At 52.6% G+C, this 14,662-nt stretch carries 21 protein-coding genes and 1 pseudogene; 3 read left to right on the plus strand and 19 right to left on the minus strand.

The features are described 5' to 3' along the window. Window positions 1–213 precede the first annotated feature (213 nt). The 16 genes from C8E00_RS13450 to C8E00_RS13535 all read right to left on the minus strand — a co-directional run bounded on the left by C8E00_RS13450 (window position 214) and on the right by C8E00_RS13535 (window position 9,562). Complete coding sequence (locus C8E00_RS13450; RefSeq protein ID WP_011508192.1) at window positions 214–417, minus strand: (2Fe-2S)-binding protein; 204 nt, start codon at window positions 415–417, stop codon at window positions 214–216. Between the two features lie 274 nt (window positions 418–691). After that, window positions 692–1,234, minus strand: a complete 543-nt coding sequence (locus C8E00_RS13455; protein WP_243833200.1) for a GNAT family N-acetyltransferase — start codon at window positions 1,232–1,234, stop codon at window positions 692–694. Between the two features lie 300 nt (window positions 1,235–1,534). Further along, window positions 1,535–2,008 (minus strand): restriction endonuclease, encoded by a 474-nt coding sequence (locus tag C8E00_RS13465; protein WP_133698043.1) that lies wholly within the window; start codon window positions 2,006–2,008, stop codon window positions 1,535–1,537. After that, window positions 2,005–2,364, minus strand: a complete 360-nt coding sequence (locus C8E00_RS13470; protein ID WP_133698044.1) for a hypothetical protein — start codon at window positions 2,362–2,364, stop codon at window positions 2,005–2,007. The genes C8E00_RS13465 and C8E00_RS13470 overlap by 4 nt, the downstream gene beginning before the upstream one ends. An 8-nt stretch (window positions 2,365–2,372) precedes the next feature. Then, window positions 2,373–3,032 (minus strand): ParA family protein, encoded by a 660-nt coding sequence (locus tag C8E00_RS13475; protein WP_133698045.1) that lies wholly within the window; start codon window positions 3,030–3,032, stop codon window positions 2,373–2,375. Window positions 3,033–3,582: 550 nt separating this feature from the next. Continuing rightward, window positions 3,583–3,774, minus strand: a complete 192-nt coding sequence (locus C8E00_RS13480; RefSeq protein WP_133698046.1) for a hypothetical protein — start codon at window positions 3,772–3,774, stop codon at window positions 3,583–3,585. An 89-nt stretch (window positions 3,775–3,863) separates the two neighbouring features. Next, on the minus strand, window positions 3,864–4,250 hold the full coding sequence (locus C8E00_RS13485; protein WP_133698047.1) for a hypothetical protein: 387 nt from the start codon (window positions 4,248–4,250) through the stop codon (window positions 3,864–3,866). Between the two features lie 139 nt (window positions 4,251–4,389). Next, complete coding sequence (locus tag C8E00_RS13495; protein ID WP_133698048.1) at window positions 4,390–5,010, minus strand: DUF1989 domain-containing protein; 621 nt, start codon at window positions 5,008–5,010, stop codon at window positions 4,390–4,392. Between the two features lie 129 nt (window positions 5,011–5,139). After that, a complete protein-coding gene (locus tag C8E00_RS13500; protein WP_133698049.1) occupies window positions 5,140–5,526 on the minus strand; it encodes a hypothetical protein in 387 nt (128 codons plus the stop codon). A gap of 437 nt (window positions 5,527–5,963) precedes the next feature. Continuing rightward, window positions 5,964–6,194, minus strand: a complete 231-nt coding sequence (locus C8E00_RS13505; protein WP_133698050.1) for a hypothetical protein — start codon at window positions 6,192–6,194, stop codon at window positions 5,964–5,966. A 100-nt stretch (window positions 6,195–6,294) separates the two neighbouring features. Continuing rightward, complete coding sequence (locus C8E00_RS13510; protein WP_133698051.1) at window positions 6,295–6,627, minus strand: FIG domain-containing protein; 333 nt, start codon at window positions 6,625–6,627, stop codon at window positions 6,295–6,297. Window positions 6,628–6,719: 92 nt separating this feature from the next. After that, window positions 6,720–7,199 carry a hypothetical protein gene (locus C8E00_RS13515; protein WP_133698052.1) on the minus strand — a complete coding sequence of 160 codons (480 nt, stop codon included), beginning with the start codon at window positions 7,197–7,199 and terminating at the stop codon, window positions 6,720–6,722. Between the two features lie 90 nt (window positions 7,200–7,289). Then, window positions 7,290–8,057 carry a DUF1883 domain-containing protein gene (locus C8E00_RS13520; protein ID WP_133698053.1) on the minus strand — a complete coding sequence of 256 codons (768 nt, stop codon included), beginning with the start codon at window positions 8,055–8,057 and terminating at the stop codon, window positions 7,290–7,292. A 107-nt stretch (window positions 8,058–8,164) separates the two neighbouring features. Continuing rightward, window positions 8,165–8,701 (minus strand): NYN domain-containing protein, encoded by a 537-nt coding sequence (locus tag C8E00_RS13525; protein WP_133698054.1) that lies wholly within the window; start codon window positions 8,699–8,701, stop codon window positions 8,165–8,167. Window positions 8,702–8,819: 118 nt separating this feature from the next. After that, window positions 8,820–9,095, minus strand: a complete 276-nt coding sequence (locus tag C8E00_RS13530) for a hypothetical protein (RefSeq protein ID WP_133698055.1) — start codon at window positions 9,093–9,095, stop codon at window positions 8,820–8,822. A gap of 98 nt (window positions 9,096–9,193) precedes the next feature. Continuing rightward, entirely contained in the window at window positions 9,194–9,562 is a 369-nt protein-coding gene (locus C8E00_RS13535) for a helix-turn-helix domain-containing protein (protein WP_133698056.1), read from the minus strand. A gap of 247 nt (window positions 9,563–9,809) precedes the next feature. Between C8E00_RS13535 and C8E00_RS16865 the strand changes: the two genes are divergently transcribed. Next, a complete protein-coding gene (locus C8E00_RS16865; RefSeq protein ID WP_424948551.1) occupies window positions 9,810–9,932 on the plus strand; it encodes a phage integrase N-terminal SAM-like domain-containing protein in 123 nt (40 codons plus the stop codon). Between the two features lie 266 nt (window positions 9,933–10,198). On the opposite strand, the gene C8E00_RS13540 is transcribed toward C8E00_RS16865, so the two are convergent. Further along, window positions 10,199–10,834 (minus strand): TetR/AcrR family transcriptional regulator, encoded by a 636-nt coding sequence (locus C8E00_RS13540; protein WP_133698057.1) that lies wholly within the window; start codon window positions 10,832–10,834, stop codon window positions 10,199–10,201. Between the two features lie 114 nt (window positions 10,835–10,948). Between C8E00_RS13540 and C8E00_RS13545 the strand changes: the two are divergent. Next, window positions 10,949–12,180: pseudogene (locus C8E00_RS13545) on the plus strand (beta-ketoacyl-ACP synthase). Window positions 12,181–12,333: 153 nt separating this feature from the next. Here the strand turns inward: C8E00_RS13545 and C8E00_RS13550 are convergent. After that, complete coding sequence (locus C8E00_RS13550) at window positions 12,334–12,945, minus strand: LysE family translocator (RefSeq protein WP_133698058.1); 612 nt, start codon at window positions 12,943–12,945, stop codon at window positions 12,334–12,336. A 151-nt stretch (window positions 12,946–13,096) separates the two neighbouring features. On the opposite strand from C8E00_RS13550, the gene C8E00_RS13555 reads away from it, so the two are divergent. Beyond that, the gene (locus C8E00_RS13555) at window positions 13,097–13,333 is read left to right on the plus strand and encodes an addiction module protein (protein WP_133698059.1); all 237 of its coding nucleotides are present in this window, start codon (window positions 13,097–13,099) and stop codon (window positions 13,331–13,333) included. Between the two features lie 197 nt (window positions 13,334–13,530). Here C8E00_RS13555 and adhP read toward each other — a convergent pair whose 3' ends face one another. Beyond that, complete coding sequence (gene adhP, locus C8E00_RS13560) at window positions 13,531–14,559, minus strand: alcohol dehydrogenase AdhP (RefSeq protein WP_133698060.1); 1,029 nt, start codon at window positions 14,557–14,559, stop codon at window positions 13,531–13,533. Window positions 14,560–14,662: the final 103 nt, after the last annotated feature.

Genomic DNA, 14,662 nt, shown 5'->3' on the forward strand with positions numbered 1-14,662 from the left:
CTTCGCGGTCCACCGCTTGATGGGGTTATCGTCGCTCATCCTGTCCTCCTGATGACTGCACTATAGCCTGTGCAGCTCTGGAGGGGGTCACTTCAGCAACGCCCCGCCCGGACACGAAAACGCCGCCATCCAACGGGATGGCGGCGTGGAAAACGGAGCGCGCGATGCAGCTTGCTTGCCCGAGGCAGGTCTCGCTTCTCGACTGAAAAGCGCCTAGACGGCGTAGGCGAGATCCTCGCTCGGCATCATTTCCTGGGTGATGGCATCACGCGTGATGGCCTTGGCCGTGCAGGCACAGCGGCCACACTGAGTCGCACACTCGGTGCGCTCGCGCACTTCACGCCAGCTACGCGCACCGTCTTCAACGGCCTCGCGAATGGCATTGTCGGTCACGCCTCGGCATATGCACACGTACATTCCATCACCTCGCTGATCGCCCTGATAGGGAATGTAAATGATTCGCATAAATACTTTCAACCCCCAATCACTATCTTTTCGCTCGGCGGAGGCTCGACTTTCGGCTAACGTACCGGTAAGTGGCTGAAAGGTGGGGCTAAACGGAGAATTGCCGGGTGGGTTGAGATGGAAGAGATTGGCGGACTTTTTGTCACCTCAACAGCACGTGGCGCACCCTCGGCTTGAAGGGGAACGGTGTGGAGGGATAACGCCGCGCTCACCGCCTGGTCAGGTGCTACGCTTCGTTAAGCGAGAATTCCGATGCCAGCATCGAGTAGATAGCATGATCGACATACCTACCGTTTAGGTACTCACGCTCGCGGAGCCCCCCTTCAAACGTAAAGCCCAAGCGCTCTGGGATGGCACGGCTGCTTCCGTTATCCGTAGCGCATGCCACCTCGATTCGATTCAAGCCGTACTCCTGGAAGCCAGTGGCGATCAGCGCCTTCACCGACGAGGTCATGATCCCTTTGCCCGAATAGGCTTGGCTTAACCAATACCCGATGCCACCGATCTTGTTCGTAACGTCAAAGGGGTGAAACCCGCACACACCACACATGGTTGCCTCATAGAAAACCGCATACTGCGGTCCCTTACCGGATTCACGCTGGCTGATAGCCGAATTCACGAAGGACTCGGTATCCGTTGGAGACGTATTCGCATCGATCCAGGGCAACCACTCCCGTAGGTGCTCTCTGTTCGTATCCACGAGCCGAAACATCTCATCCACGTGCTTCTTGTCGAGCAGTTGCAGCTCAATGGCTTCGCTAATAAACAATTCACACTCCAATGGCATTGCCGGTGGCCTTATAAAGCGAAGAGACGACCCGTCAGGGACATCAGCCTTAAGCGGCTGGCTAGTTCACTCACGACGAGCCAGTAGCAGCCCACCCCCCGCACTTCCAAGAAACCCAGCACAGATCCTATTGAACAAACAGTTGACGCATAGCCGGACGAAAAAACCAATGGCGCAACACCTTACCGATTCGATCAGGTGTTGCACTCAGAATTTGCGGCCAAGGTGTGACTATTTAACTCCTAAATCAGGTACGCCGTATTCGTCACCTGGATTTACTTGTTAGGCTTTTCTGTCAAAACCATTCCAGTCAATTGTTGCTATATTTGCAAGCGGAGGAACATCATTGAGAGCTTTAATAAATAGCTCACTTTGTGCGAATATATCAGCCAAGGATAGTAAGTGGATTTTTTCTCTACATAGATCTGCATGCATGCCTAAACGGCTAAAGAAAGTATCTTTAAAACCTCTTGCAGACAGCATGATACTCCACTCTGCATTATGAGCCTTAATATCAGAGTAGTATTTTCTGGCCTCGTCTTTATCTAATGGCATACGGCTTAATTTTGATTGAAAATGACAGAAAGAACCATTATGTAAAAATTCACCATCAATCCCGTCATCTGGCCCTCGAGGCCCAGGGTTAAACCCTAATCGATAAGCAAGCCTTCGACCAATTTCTTGCTTGCTATTATTATCTAGTGAGGCAATTGAATCCGCTAATATGATTGATTGAGACTGTGAGAGTTTAATCATAACAGTCTTTGGCTCATTTTGATTAGACCAAAGACAGTAATAAGTTCGTTGCTGAATTTGACATGTTTCTCCAGTGCTGTTTCTGACTCAGTTGAAATACTAAAGCTAATAGTTGTTCCGCTTCTCTCTTGTGGAAATTCATCTTCATCAAAATCATTTTTTGAACAACAATAAGAACCATAGTTGGATAGAACGTTAAAGAATACATCTTTTGACAAACCTAATAATGTTTGCAAATTCTTTGCAGCTTCAATCAACTCTTCATCCAAAACTATTTCGAGAGTGCTCTCTTCATGATCGGTGGCTTCTTCTATATCAGAAAGAGCCTCATTTATAAATTTATCATCTTTGCTCATTTTAGCTCCTAAATACTTGATAGTGAACTTTGAAGAAGAGGTTTAACGTACTCACACCCTTGATACTCCCACACAAATCTTCCATTAGTAAGAGAATTTTCAAAATGTTCAGGATCAAACGCAATTGGGTCAGATAATTTTACAGTCAAGCTTCCAATGCTATCACGGCAATCTTCGAGTGCGTTATTAACGCTATCTATATCTGAGCCCAATGGGACAATAACAACAGGAATAATGTATCCGGTGTGTTCGGCCATAGCTGCAACCAAAGCAAGCGTGTCTTTTAACCTTCCGAGAGCAAGAGCTTGCCGATTAATTGGCAAAAACACCCCTGTTGGTTGAGCATTTACAATAGCTTTGACAGTGTCTTTTGCTGGACTATTGAGGTCAAGCACAACTGAATCATATTGGCTTTGACCTATAATTTTCCTTAGACTTTCCCTTTCAGGATTCCAAACAACACTAACATTAGGATACTTAGTATTAAGTGTTTTAAGTTTTCCTTCTGGGGAGTCACCTGACATAAAGTTGACAGAGTCATATTGGTCCACGCAGTCGACCAACAAAACTCTTTGGAATGGATCTTCTGCTAATGCTCCAGCTAGGTGGACAGCTAGGGTAGTTTTACCAACGCCACCTTTATTGAAGGTACTAAGAATCACTCTCATTACATCCTCATCTGTTTATAGAAGCCTAACGCTGGCGTAACGGGCCGATTTGGAGCGCCAGCGGAAAACCGGTCCCGTTGACGCAATGGTTAAGTATCGGTCCCAACTGTTTGAATAGTCATAGACTGGTACTCTTTTAGCTGCTCTTCTATGTCCTCTTTTTGTCGCTTTAATAGATCGGACTGCAGCCTGGCACCCCAAATGCTCAAAAGATGGAGCGTGCAACTATAACTGTTGTTTTTGTCGCCCAAAAATACAAGTATTGGTGCTATTTTAGTAACTGAATTGCAAAAGGTTGTTCCTATCGAGAGGTACGCAACTTCTTCATCGGCGACCCCAGATACAAAATACGTGGAGAAAGCCTCAATCGCGTTTGCGACTTTCGTAAACTCTACGGCAATTTCGATTGGCCACTCGCCCACTGGAGAACCTGACTTTGTCTCGACTTCGACTGATTCCGAGCATATTCGTACCTTAAATTTCTCAAAAAAATCAATTCCTTCATCTTTGATTTTTTTTCCAAATCATTAATGAGGGGAATGATACTTTCTTAATAATTAGAAATCTGTTCCGCCGTGATCCTCAAAGCATCTCGTTTGGCACTTATAGCAACTGCTTTTTTCTGTGCCTTTAATTGATCTTTCGCCACACGAATCTGACCAAGTGCCAAAAAAGCCACAACGACCAAAAGGGGGCCACTGACGTAATAAACTAGTTCCAAAATTTCTTTTAAGGTTTGCAAGTGCCCTCCTTTTTTTCACTTAACGCGGAGCGAAGCGGCGGTCCGCCAGGGATGTCCGCCTTACGCGTTTTGTTATGATTTTACCCATGTCAGCTGTTGCGCATAAATTCGTTGAACACAAGGCCCGCAGCGGCAAGCCCAAGTACCACGCTGGTTGTGAAGTGTAGCCATGCAGGAAAAGGCAACAGTATGAAAAAATTGCTGATTGATGAAATTAGAAGACCGGCCATAAAGAGCATGCAGACCACTCCCCAAAATGTGTGGCTGGCCCAATGTTTCAACCGTAGATATTTATTCCCAAGGCGAATGAATAAACAAGCTGTGGAGAACAGTGCAGCGATGCCTATGACGTTTTGTGAACGCTTCAGCAGGGGATCATTTACCTCAATGTCGACCAACAGTGTTGGTGGGAGTGCCCCTGCCCCTAACGCGATCATGCCTGCAAGCCATAGCAACCCCGTTTTCGTATCGCTCACACTATTACCTCATAACGCCGCCAACACGCGCAGCTTTGTAGTGAAGGCTAAGCCGCAACGGAAAAGCTGTCGCCGTGCTTGGCTTGGTTATGTGTAGGGAACCCCATCAGCACCTCTCCTTCCGCGACTCTGCAACAAGTCATTGGTGCTCTATGACGATACCTGTACAGCACCCACCGTTTGTTGGGTGATAGTCCACGGAACAGACCGTGATCACGACAAATAAATCAGCATCGGCTCGCAGCAGCACGTTTCCACCGGGGGGATTGTCTGATGCAATCACTTCAAGCCGACCGTCGGGTTGCGGCTCGGATCGCTGGAACAGATTGACCGGGTCAGGAACAATCGGAAGGGAAATACCAGCTTTGGACAGGATACCCAGGAGGTTATCTCGACAGTTCGGGTGGCCCCGCAAACCAGCACGCTCATAAAGCCCACGGTTGCATGCAGGAAAAAGCATATCGTGGGGACAGGGTGAGTTGTCTTCGATGAGCGTCAAGACCTGGTTAGCCTGTTCGCTGTAAAAGCTCTTGCCAGGAATAGGAAACATTCGCTCTGTAATGTCCCGTGTTTGCGAGGTGCTAAGCCAATCGACTCCATCACTGTTCACGACGAACGACCACAAGTCAGCAACCTGTTGGCCCTCAGGGTCAATCACACGCAAGCATTCGCCCTTCTTCACTCGGAAGCCTCGCCCCGATTGTGGCGGTATTTCGGTGCGATATTGCTGGTGCCTCTCAACTTCAAAATCATCTTCCATCTACATTCTCCAAGATGGAGTCTTTGAACACATAAAGCTGCGCACAACGGTGCCCTTGGAATGGAGGCGCAGCCGCAATGCAAAGGGCGTCCGGCGGCCACCGGGCGTATTGATGCGCCTGGTTATACGTCAACATACGTTCAGGAAAACGCTGCCGTTCGCCATTTCGGGTTTGACTGGATACTCGAAAGTACCTTGTTTTCCGAGTAACAGCTTGATTTTCCAGCAGGCATTTGGAGCTTTTTGATGAGCATTCAGCAAACCCTCCATCACCTGGCTGTAGTCAATCTGCACTGACTTCAACAAGGCGTGGTCTTCAGCCAGTTCACAGGCATCGGAATGGCAGTTTGCAGATTTGTTTCTAACGGAAAGGTTACCCCAAAGATTTATGCTCAGGCATATGTCCTTCTCGGAAAGCTCCAACTCAAATTCGGTACCCGTGAGATTGTTGGAGAAGTTTCTGTGTGAATAGGTAACGGAGACGCTAGCGGTTGTTTTCCTGAGGGAACGACTCATTGCTACTTCCTTGACGTATAACGCCCGGCTTTGGGGCGGACTTGTAGCCGCGCAGCGGCGAAAAGGCCGTCCCAGTCCCGAAGGGGCGACAACAGCCGATTGTTATACCTTTTTAGAGAAAACACGTTTAAGCCACGATGGGACTTTCTTTAAGTCGACACCAACCCCCATGAAGTTTGGCTGTAAGAGCAAGGGGTCTTCATTTTTAGAACTCATAGATTTTAGCCGTTGAAGCTCAATATCTTTTTTAGCCCATTCCATTAGCTCTATTTGCACTCGGCCATACATAGGTCCGGAGTCAACAAGCTTTTGATGCCAGGGATACTTAATGTCGGCAGCCGTGAGCCTTATATAAGAATATCTATCTGGCTCATCGTTACCAAATGGACGACGATAAAAGAAGTTCTCGTACTTCCTCAAAGCCAAACCGAAATGCTCTAATTTTCAATATCAAAGCCTTCTGGTATGACAGGGCTTGCATATTCGAAGTACAGAAAATACTTATCTTCTGGGAAGTAGAACAAGTCATGAACTAGGTTGTAGATGTCTTCCTCTTCAATCAAGGACTCCCTATAAATAACATGCTCTGGTGGTAGCATTGTCATTTCTGAAGGTGGCGGCAAACTGTCTGGCCATTTTGGAATTTCCTTGCCGTCAGTATCACTCATAAACACACCCTAAGGTATAACGACTGCAGCATGCGCGCCCTTGGAGTGGAGCCGAAGGCGCAATGTAAAGGGCGTCGCCGTACCTGCAATGGTTATGCAATTACACTGGAGATATAGCGACGCTATATTTACCGCCCATTTTCGGAGAACCACCCGCCACCGACAACTTTTTCCCTTCCTCACAATACCGATATTTTTGATACTGGGTGGTAAAGTCTAAGTGATAATTCTCTGCGACTAACTCGCCTGATTCTTCTATGCTTATCTGACCGTCTTGGTACCCATTACGTATGATTTTTACGTTTGTGATCTCTGATGCATTCCGGCTAGGGCTACGGTACTCAACGAATGCCCTGAAATCTAAGTTACCAACTTGATCTGTTTCAAGGTCGTGTGCGTCCATGAAGTCATGGATGGCATGAAACGATTCCATTGATTCTCCTTATGCATAACGCCAATATTCAGCGGCGCCCTGACAAGGGCGTCCGGTGGAGGCCGAAGGCCGGAACGAACTGGAATGACTGGTTATGCATTAACCGGAGCTTCCGAAACCTCTATAGTCCCCATAACGATGACCTCGAGACATGGATCATTTGTGCGCTCCCCTGAAAAATAGCTATGGGCGCTTTCCTCAAATTCGGCAGCGGTACAATCTAGCCATTTGGAGTCAGCGGTGAACGAGGAAGAGCCTTTTTGGATGATTGCTCCATAGAGTGAACGTTTTCCACCCCACCATCTCTGGTTAGCTTTGATCGCAGTGTCGAGATCTGGGAATAGATAAAGAGCGCCCATTCGACTGGGGATATGCGGATAGTGGGCCTTTCTGACCTCCTCGAATACCGCCTCCTTCTCGCGGTCTGTATGGACAGCTTCGTATCTAGACACGACACCACTCAAGTTAGGGTCTAATTCACGCATCATGGACGGTGACTGAAGAATTCCCTTACAGAACTTAAGGTTGTGATGAAACATCACATCGCTATCGTCAGCAGCCAAATATCTCATTCGCTCTCCCTGCATAACGCCAGCCAGCATGCGCGGCTACGGAATGGAGGCGAAGCCGCAATGTAGTAGACGTCACCGTGACTGGCCTTGTTATGCTTTTGATCTGATTAGCTCCGCTATTTCAGAGGCGATTTCTTCGATCGTATGGGTAGCAGTACTTCGAGCCACTTTGTCAGCCAAGGATGGGCTGAAATCCATAACCTGCTGTTTAGTTATATTGTGCCAGATAGGCAGAAGTATCTGCTCGCCTGATACCGTGCGTGTAACGATCCCATCCAGCTCATAATTCGTCCAGCCTTTGTTGATAAATTCTGGGGATAAGACCACTAATCCCACGCGACTGTTTGCTAACCCCCTATCAATTTTTTGCCTTAGACTATCACCGATTCGAAGGGTCATCTCGTCGAACCAAACATTTAAATCCTCGTCCATTAGCGCGTTAGCCAGGGGACGCACGAAATCATCTTTATCTTCGGATGCATGAGAAATGAAAACGTCATGCGTTTCCCCTTCTTTTTCCGTCGGCGGGGGCACATCGTCTCTAACGAGGCTTGGAACGTCGCTCAACGGACGTTCTTGAATTGCATGCAACATTCCAGGCAAAACACGAACTGATGCTTTGGTGCTACCTCTTAGCCCTTGCATATCAACGGCCACGTGCCAGTGTCCTGATGATGGGATCTGCAGTCTGACGGGGGATTTTTTAGCCAAACCGCCTGTATATCTGTGACGACGTCCTCTCTTGTAACTACTGAAGTTACTGCTGTCCATGAGTCGAACATTCGCGCCGCTGGTAAGAGTCACTTCAACGATTTCCCCTCCTTTCCTTTGGCCAAGATCAGTGTGAATAAATTGCATGGAGAGCTACTCCTTTGTCGGCCTGAGGGGCATAACGCCAAGCGCACCGGTGGCCTTTTAGAAGCGAAGCGGAGAAAAGGCCATCCGTGTGACGCGACTGGTTATGGCTATACAGCAAGATGGTCAAGGTACCGGTTTAAAGACACGAACTCAGAGCATGCTTCTTTGAGCTCTCTATTTGCGTGTTCCCAGAAAATAACCGTGACCTTTATTCCCCGCTCTACCAAATGCTCGACAGTAGGGACATAGTCCCCATCTCCAGCAACAAGGGTGAATTCATCACCGTCTTCAAATTTTGTATAGGAATCCGCCATCATTTGCGTAACGATCTCGGAATCTACCTTTTTCTCTTTGTTGGCCACATTTCGATCATGGACTATGACTTCAAACCCTCGGTCACGAGCAATATTCCAGAGGGAGTCATTTTTGGGCGGCCGCGACCCGAACAGAGCAGCTCTCTTGACATCAGAACGATCGCCTCCGGCAAACTGGAATAGCTTACCGAAATCAATTTTCCACTCGTAATCACAGATTCGATTCTGGACGGCAGCCCAGACATCAGGAGCTTTGCCGTGCTCTGCTGCAGCCACATGCATGCCCTCAATCCAAACATTCGAGTTATCTACGTAAACCAAATTTGCCATCTAATTCTCCTATTCAGATTTAGCCATAACGCTGAGCACAGCGGCGACCTTGGAATGGTGCCGAAGGCGCCATGGAAAGGGCGTCCGGCGGCCATCGGCCGCGTACTGCTGCGACTTGTTATAAATTTTTGTCCCTTGCCTGCGATTTGGCCTGCTCCACCACTCCTGGGTTCTTTGGCTTTCCTGCCTCATCCACAAGAACTTGGGTTACGCCACAACGACAGTCTTCAGGGACATTTTTCAAACTGTATAGATCTTTAATTTCTTCAATGTCGAATAATTCACCATGCAATGATTTGTGGTGGTCGCACATCAAAGAAAGACACATGTATTTAACCGGAATGCCGATCCGTTTGACGTCCTCGTCTTCTTTCAGGATTTTGTCCATTCTCATGCTGTTTACCGTCATAACTTCACCATTTATAACGCAAAGCGCAACGGCGCGAGCTTGCGAGCGTCCGGCACACAAAGTGTGCGTATTGCCGCGTATTGTTATGCACCAAATTTTTTCTCGATAGCACGTGCTAAAGAATTTACCACAGCGCCAATAGCAGCTTTAACCCCGTCATCCTTAAACGCTTCTATAGGATTTTTAGCTCTTAATGCGCCTGCTGGAGTTAGCTTTAGTCCATGCCGCGGAATTTGATGGTCTGCCGATGTATATTGAACAAGCCCTTTTTCCTTAAGATAATAAAACGCATCACTCAGTGCGACCCTGTAGCGGTCTGCTTCCTCACTAATGTCATTTCTTCTGTAAAATCCCATATCGCGGTCATCTAAAGTTATCTCTAGGGGGTACGTTTCATCTAGCGTCTTGAGTATTAGCTGTTCAGCTTCAATGAGCAGTTTTCGTCCTGTCATATTAATTTCTAATGTCGCATAACAGGTATTAGATAGCGCGCTCGTCTTGTCACTTGAACGAGCGCGCGCGTTCAAGAAATCTTATCAAGCCCGCCTTTTCGCACCTAACTCGTTGATTTCACATTGTGCTAAGCATAACTCGGCACGTTATGTAGGATTCGCTTGCTTGCGATCTTTATTGGGGTTGAGGGTGAAACACTACAGCCCTCGCACCGTCAGGACTTATTGCCACTAGATACGTTATTTAATTCGTTTCAATGGTTTGCGCCACCCCGCCAGCATGGGTGGCCCCGAGGTGAAGGCTTTTCTGGAGCATCTTGCGCTACAGCGCTATGTGACAGCGGCCACGCAGGATCAGGCCAGGCCCTGATGCTCTTTTTCCTCTATCGGCATGTACTGGGAAAAGTTTTATCGGCGTGCGGGGCCTATTGGGTGAGGACAGGGCCCTTCAGGAACGCTACCGCCCCTACCTGTGCATGTGGCGATGAGCGGTTGTCATCCATGCGGTAGTCCCAGCGTAATGGTTTATCACCGGCTTTCTTAAGTAGCCTTTGCTGTACCGTAACTAGCCGTTACAGGGAGAGCAATGCCCACGAAAGCATTAGGGGGAACGGCGGTTCACGCTGGAGTACTGGGCTACTGGCTGACGTCGCCCAGCATGCTGTCCAGTTCGTCCTGATCGACGCCGAGCATCTGCAGGATGTTGCGCTGGGCGGCTTCGAGGATGTGCTGGCGTTCTTGCTCGCCGGGCAGGCTCTTGGCGAGGGCCACGGCGCCCACCAGGGAGGCAAGAATGACGCGGGACTTGTCGGCGATGACGTCGAAGGGGAGTTTCTTGAGGCGGCTGAGAGCGATGAGGCGGGTTTCCAGCATCTTCTTCATGCGCAGGTAGGAGGCTTCGAAGAGCGTGCGGATCTCGGCGTTCTCGTTGCCGATCTCGTTGAACAGCACGGTCTCCGGCCCGGGCTGGTGCTTGCGTTCCAGCTCCTGGAGATTCCAGCAGTTGGAGACCAGCTCCGTGAGGTGCTTCACCGAAAGCGGCCCCTTGACCAGCCTGGCCGCGCGGCTGCTTTCCAGGGTGTCTCGCACCGAGGCGTGGTACAGCGCTTCCTTGGAGGCGAAGTGGGCATAGAAGGCGCCGTGGGTCATCTTGGCCAGTTTCATGATCTGGCCGATGGAGACCTTCTCGAATCCTTGGCGGCTGAACAGTTCGACGGCCGATTTAAGGATTCGCTCGCGCGACCTGGCCTTGCGATTCGTCGAGTCGGACATGGCGACCTCACGCTGCTGCTCAGAATAGGTGCTGAATACACGCTGAATATTATCTTGATCATATCAAGCTGAGTGCTAGCGTGGCACGAATACAATTTCGTTCAGGACACTATCATGTCATCACCGCTCGTCATCACCGGCATGGGCATGGTCAGCCCCCTCGGTTGCGGCGTCAACGCCAACTGGGAGCGCCTTCTGGCGGGCCGCTCCGGCGTTTCGTCTATCACGCGCTTCGAGACCGGCGAGCTGCCGATCAAGGTCGCGGGCTCGGTTCCCGGCATGGAGAGCGACCCAGAGGCGGGCTTCGACCCCGACCGCGTGGCCGATGCCAAGGAACGCCGCAAGATGGAGCTGTTCAGCCTTTCATGGCCGCCGCCGATGAGGCGCTGACCCAGGCGAACTGGTTCCCCTCGAGCGATGAGGACCGGTTGGCCACCGCCACCATCGTGGGCTCCGGCATCGGCGGCTTCCCGACCATCACCCAAGCGCAGAATACGCTTTCGACGCGCGGCCATCGCCGACTCTCACCGTTCACCGTGCCGGCCTTTTTGGCCAACCTGGCGGCGGGCAACGTGTCGATTCGCTATGGCTTGCGCGGGCCTTTGGGCTGCCCGGTCACGGCCTGCGCGGCGGGTGTGCAGGCCATCGGCGACGGCATGCGCCTGATCCGCAGCGGCGAGGCCTGTATCGACCCGCTCTCGCTGGCCAGCTTCCATGCCATGAAGGCGCTCTCCACCGAGCAGGCGTCGCCCGCCAAGGCGTCGCGACCTTTCGATCAGGCCCGCAACGGCTTCGTCATGGGCGAAGGCGCGGGGCTCCTGGTGATCGAGACCTTGGCCCACGCCGAGGCGCGCGGGGCGACGCCCCTGGCCTTTCTCAGCGGCTATGGCACCAGCGCAGATGCCCACCACATCACGGCCGGGCCGGAAGACGGTGCCGGGGCCGCAGCGGCCATTCGGGCCGCGCTGCGGATGGCGGGACTCGCCCCCGAGGCCATCGGTCACATCAACGCCCACGCCACCTCGACGCCGGTCGGCGACCGGGCGGAGATCGCATCATTACGCAATGCGTTTGGTGACGCTCTGCCCGGCATTCCGATCTCCGCCACCAAGTCGGCCACCGGCCACCTGCTCGGTGCCGCCGGCGGCGTGGAGAGCATCTTCTCGGCCATGGCGGCCATCCAAGATCGCCTGCCCCCGACCCTGAATCTGGAAAACGCCGATGAAGATCTAAGCGACCTGGACTTCGTCTCGGGCGAGGCACGCGAACACCGCAGCCAGCACGTATTGTGCAATGGCTTCGGCTTCGGTGGGGTGAATGCTGCGCTGATCGTCAGCAAGGTGTAGGCGCTGTCTGAAAAGTACTGCGCTCCGACAAGCCGCCACCACCGCTTCGGCGCATCGGTAGTGGCTAAACAACGCTCGCTGAGACGGTGGAGCGAGCGCCAGGACACATTGCCGCGACGCCCGACCTCGTGCGGCCAGGCTGTGTCTCCTGCCTTACCGTTTCGCGCTGGCCAGGGCGGCCCCGAAGCACATGAAGGTCGCGCCACCGATGCGGTTGACGACGCGTGCTCCCGTTGGCGAGCCGAACCATCCCTTCGCCTGTTGCCCAAAGAACGCATACAGGCAGTGAATCACCAGGACCAGCGTACTGTAGGTCAGCACCAGCAGCGTGAACTGTGCGGTGAAGTTCCCTTGTGGGCTGATGAACTGAGGAAAGACCGAGAGAAAGAAAAACACGGCCTTGGGATTCGTCAGCTGTATCGTCAGCCCTTCGAGAAAGCGGCGGCGAAAGCCTAGCGATTGCGTGGGTCGTTCAGCGAACGCAAGCGACGGCGAGCGCCAAAGACGAATCCCTAGATAGAACAGATAGGCGGCGCCGAGAAGCTTCATCGCCGTAAAGGCAACCGCCGAGGTCGCCAATATCACACCGACACTCGAGGCGGAAATGCCCGCTACGAGCAGTGTGCCAAAGGCAATACCGACTATTCCGCCAAGACTCCCCATGAAGCCAAACCGCAGCGCGTTGCTCAGGGTCATCACTACGCCCGGCCCTGGGCTAAGCACTGTCAGCGTTGCCATTATCAGGAACAGCCAATACAGGTCCATCTCAAATCCTCGCTAGACACTGCTCTCGCAATACTTCGCCAGTCGGAGAGGGTTGGACGCCCACGTAGAGCGCAGTTGGCGTCCCGTTGACCGCCTTGTTAGGGCCCTTGAATCGGGCTAGCATAATCGTATTGCCACTCGCGGAGGCACCATGAATACGGAAACATTAGACCACCTACGCTCCCAGATTTCGACGCTCTCCGAGTCGGAACGTGCAGCGCTGGCTCGCGAGCTGATAATGAGTCTGGACGGTCCCCGTGACGACTCTGTCGAGCAAGCCTGGAACGATGAAATCGTTCGCCGTGTTTCCAAAGTCAAAAGCGGAAAAGCGACACTTATCGACCGTGAAGAATTCCGATCGCAGATGCGGGCGAGATTAGGCCAGTAATAGTCGTAATCGCCGTCGCCCACCACTCTCGCAAGCCTGGCTATTGGTTGGAACGAGATAAGCTCTAACCTGATAGCCTGACTTCCCAACACGGCCCCCACAAAAATGCCGCTTCCCAAGGAAGCGGCAAAGCATGAGTCGGACGCGACTCAGTACGTAGAAGCCAGTATGTGGAAGCGGTCTCAAGGCATGGCGGCTTAGCCCGTCATGTCCAACACGATCCGCCCTTCGATCTTGCCATCGATCATGCGCTGGAAGACGTCGTTGATGTTTTCCAGCGTCTCGGTGGCGATGGTGGCCTCGACCTTGCCTTGACCGGCGAAATCGAGCGCTTCCTGAAGGTCTTGTCGCGTGCCGACGATGGAGCCACGCACGGTGATGCCGTTGAGTACCGTATCGAAGATCGGCAGCGGAAAGTCGCCCGGCGGCAGGCCATTGAGCACCAGGGTGCCGCCGCGGCGCAGCATGCGCTGGGCCTGATCGAAGGCCTTGGGCGACACGGCAGTGACCAGCGCGCCATGAGCCCCGCCGATCTCGCGCTTGAGGGTCTCGGCCGGATCGGTCTTCGAGGCATTGACAACGACAGTGGCTCCCAGGCGCTCGGCCAGCGCCAGCTTGCCGTCATCGATATCCACTGCGGCCACGTTGAAGCCCATGGCCTTGGCATATTGCACCGCCATGTGGCCGAGACCGCCGATCCCCGAAATCACCACCCACTGGCCAGGGCGGGCGTCGGTCATCTTGAGTCCCTTGTAGACCGTCACGCCGGCACACAGCACCGGCGCGATCTCCAGGAAGTCGACATTGTCGGGCAGCCGCCCCACGTAGTTGGCATCGGCCAGGGTGTAGTCGGCGAAACCGCCGTTCACCGAGTAGCCGGTGTTCTGCTGCGACTCGCATAGGGTCTCCCAGCCCCCCAGGCAGTGCTCGCAATGGCCGCAGGTAGAATAGAGCCACGGCACGCCGACACGGTCGCCTTCCTTGACGTGCTTGACGCCCTCGCCCACCGCCACGATATGGCCAACGCCCTCGTGGCCGGGGATGAAGGGTGGGCTGGGCTTGACCGGCCAGTCGCCGTGGGCGGCATGCAGATCGGTGTGGCACACGCCCGAGGCGGCCACCTCGACCAGAATTTCCCCCTGCTGCGGTCGCGGGGTCGCGACTTCCTCGATCACCAGCGGTTCGCCGAATTGGCGGACCACGGCAGCTTTCATCGTCTTGTCCATTGTCGTTTCTCCTCGGTTGGCGGGCAGCCGAATGCCGCGCGCCTTCGAGTTCGCCTACGCCGTGATGGAGCGATGGCTTCACGCTCGTTGAAAAGGGAATGCC

Source organism: Chromohalobacter marismortui, from assembly GCF_004364315.1.
GTDB classification, from domain to species: domain Bacteria; phylum Pseudomonadota; class Gammaproteobacteria; order Pseudomonadales; family Halomonadaceae; genus Chromohalobacter; species Chromohalobacter marismortui.

Bases quoted from the DNA above. Each gene is read 5' to 3' on its own strand.
- C8E00_RS13450 (WP_011508192.1), bottom strand. From the start codon at position 417: ATGTACGTGTGCATATGCCGAGGCGTGACCGACAATGCCATTCGCGAG.
- C8E00_RS13465 (WP_133698043.1), bottom strand. From the start codon at position 2,008: ATGATTAAACTCTCACAGTCTCAATCAATCATATTAGCGGATTCAATT.
- C8E00_RS13470 (WP_133698044.1), bottom strand. From the start codon at position 2,364: ATGAGCAAAGATGATAAATTTATAAATGAGGCTCTTTCTGATATAGAA.
- C8E00_RS13475 (WP_133698045.1), bottom strand. From the start codon at position 3,032: ATGAGAGTGATTCTTAGTACCTTCAATAAAGGTGGCGTTGGTAAAACT.
- C8E00_RS13495 (WP_133698048.1), bottom strand. From the start codon at position 5,010: ATGGAAGATGATTTTGAAGTTGAGAGGCACCAGCAATATCGCACCGAA.
- C8E00_RS13500 (WP_133698049.1), bottom strand. From the start codon at position 5,526: ATGAGTCGTTCCCTCAGGAAAACAACCGCTAGCGTCTCCGTTACCTAT.
- C8E00_RS13505 (WP_133698050.1), bottom strand. From the start codon at position 6,194: ATGAGTGATACTGACGGCAAGGAAATTCCAAAATGGCCAGACAGTTTG.
- C8E00_RS13510 (WP_133698051.1), bottom strand. From the start codon at position 6,627: ATGGAATCGTTTCATGCCATCCATGACTTCATGGACGCACACGACCTT.
- C8E00_RS13515 (WP_133698052.1), bottom strand. From the start codon at position 7,199: ATGAGATATTTGGCTGCTGACGATAGCGATGTGATGTTTCATCACAAC.
- C8E00_RS13520 (WP_133698053.1), bottom strand. From the start codon at position 8,057: ATGCAATTTATTCACACTGATCTTGGCCAAAGGAAAGGAGGGGAAATC.
- C8E00_RS13525 (WP_133698054.1), bottom strand. From the start codon at position 8,701: ATGGCAAATTTGGTTTACGTAGATAACTCGAATGTTTGGATTGAGGGC.
- C8E00_RS13530 (WP_133698055.1), bottom strand. From the start codon at position 9,095: ATGAGAATGGACAAAATCCTGAAAGAAGACGAGGACGTCAAACGGATC.
- C8E00_RS13535 (WP_133698056.1), bottom strand. From the start codon at position 9,562: ATGACAGGACGAAAACTGCTCATTGAAGCTGAACAGCTAATACTCAAG.
- C8E00_RS13540 (WP_133698057.1), bottom strand. From the start codon at position 10,834: ATGTCCGACTCGACGAATCGCAAGGCCAGGTCGCGCGAGCGAATCCTT.
- C8E00_RS13550 (WP_133698058.1), bottom strand. From the start codon at position 12,945: ATGGACCTGTATTGGCTGTTCCTGATAATGGCAACGCTGACAGTGCTT.
- C8E00_RS13555 (WP_133698059.1), top strand. From the start codon at position 13,097: ATGAATACGGAAACATTAGACCACCTACGCTCCCAGATTTCGACGCTC.
- adhP (WP_133698060.1), bottom strand. From the start codon at position 14,559: ATGGACAAGACGATGAAAGCTGCCGTGGTCCGCCAATTCGGCGAACCG.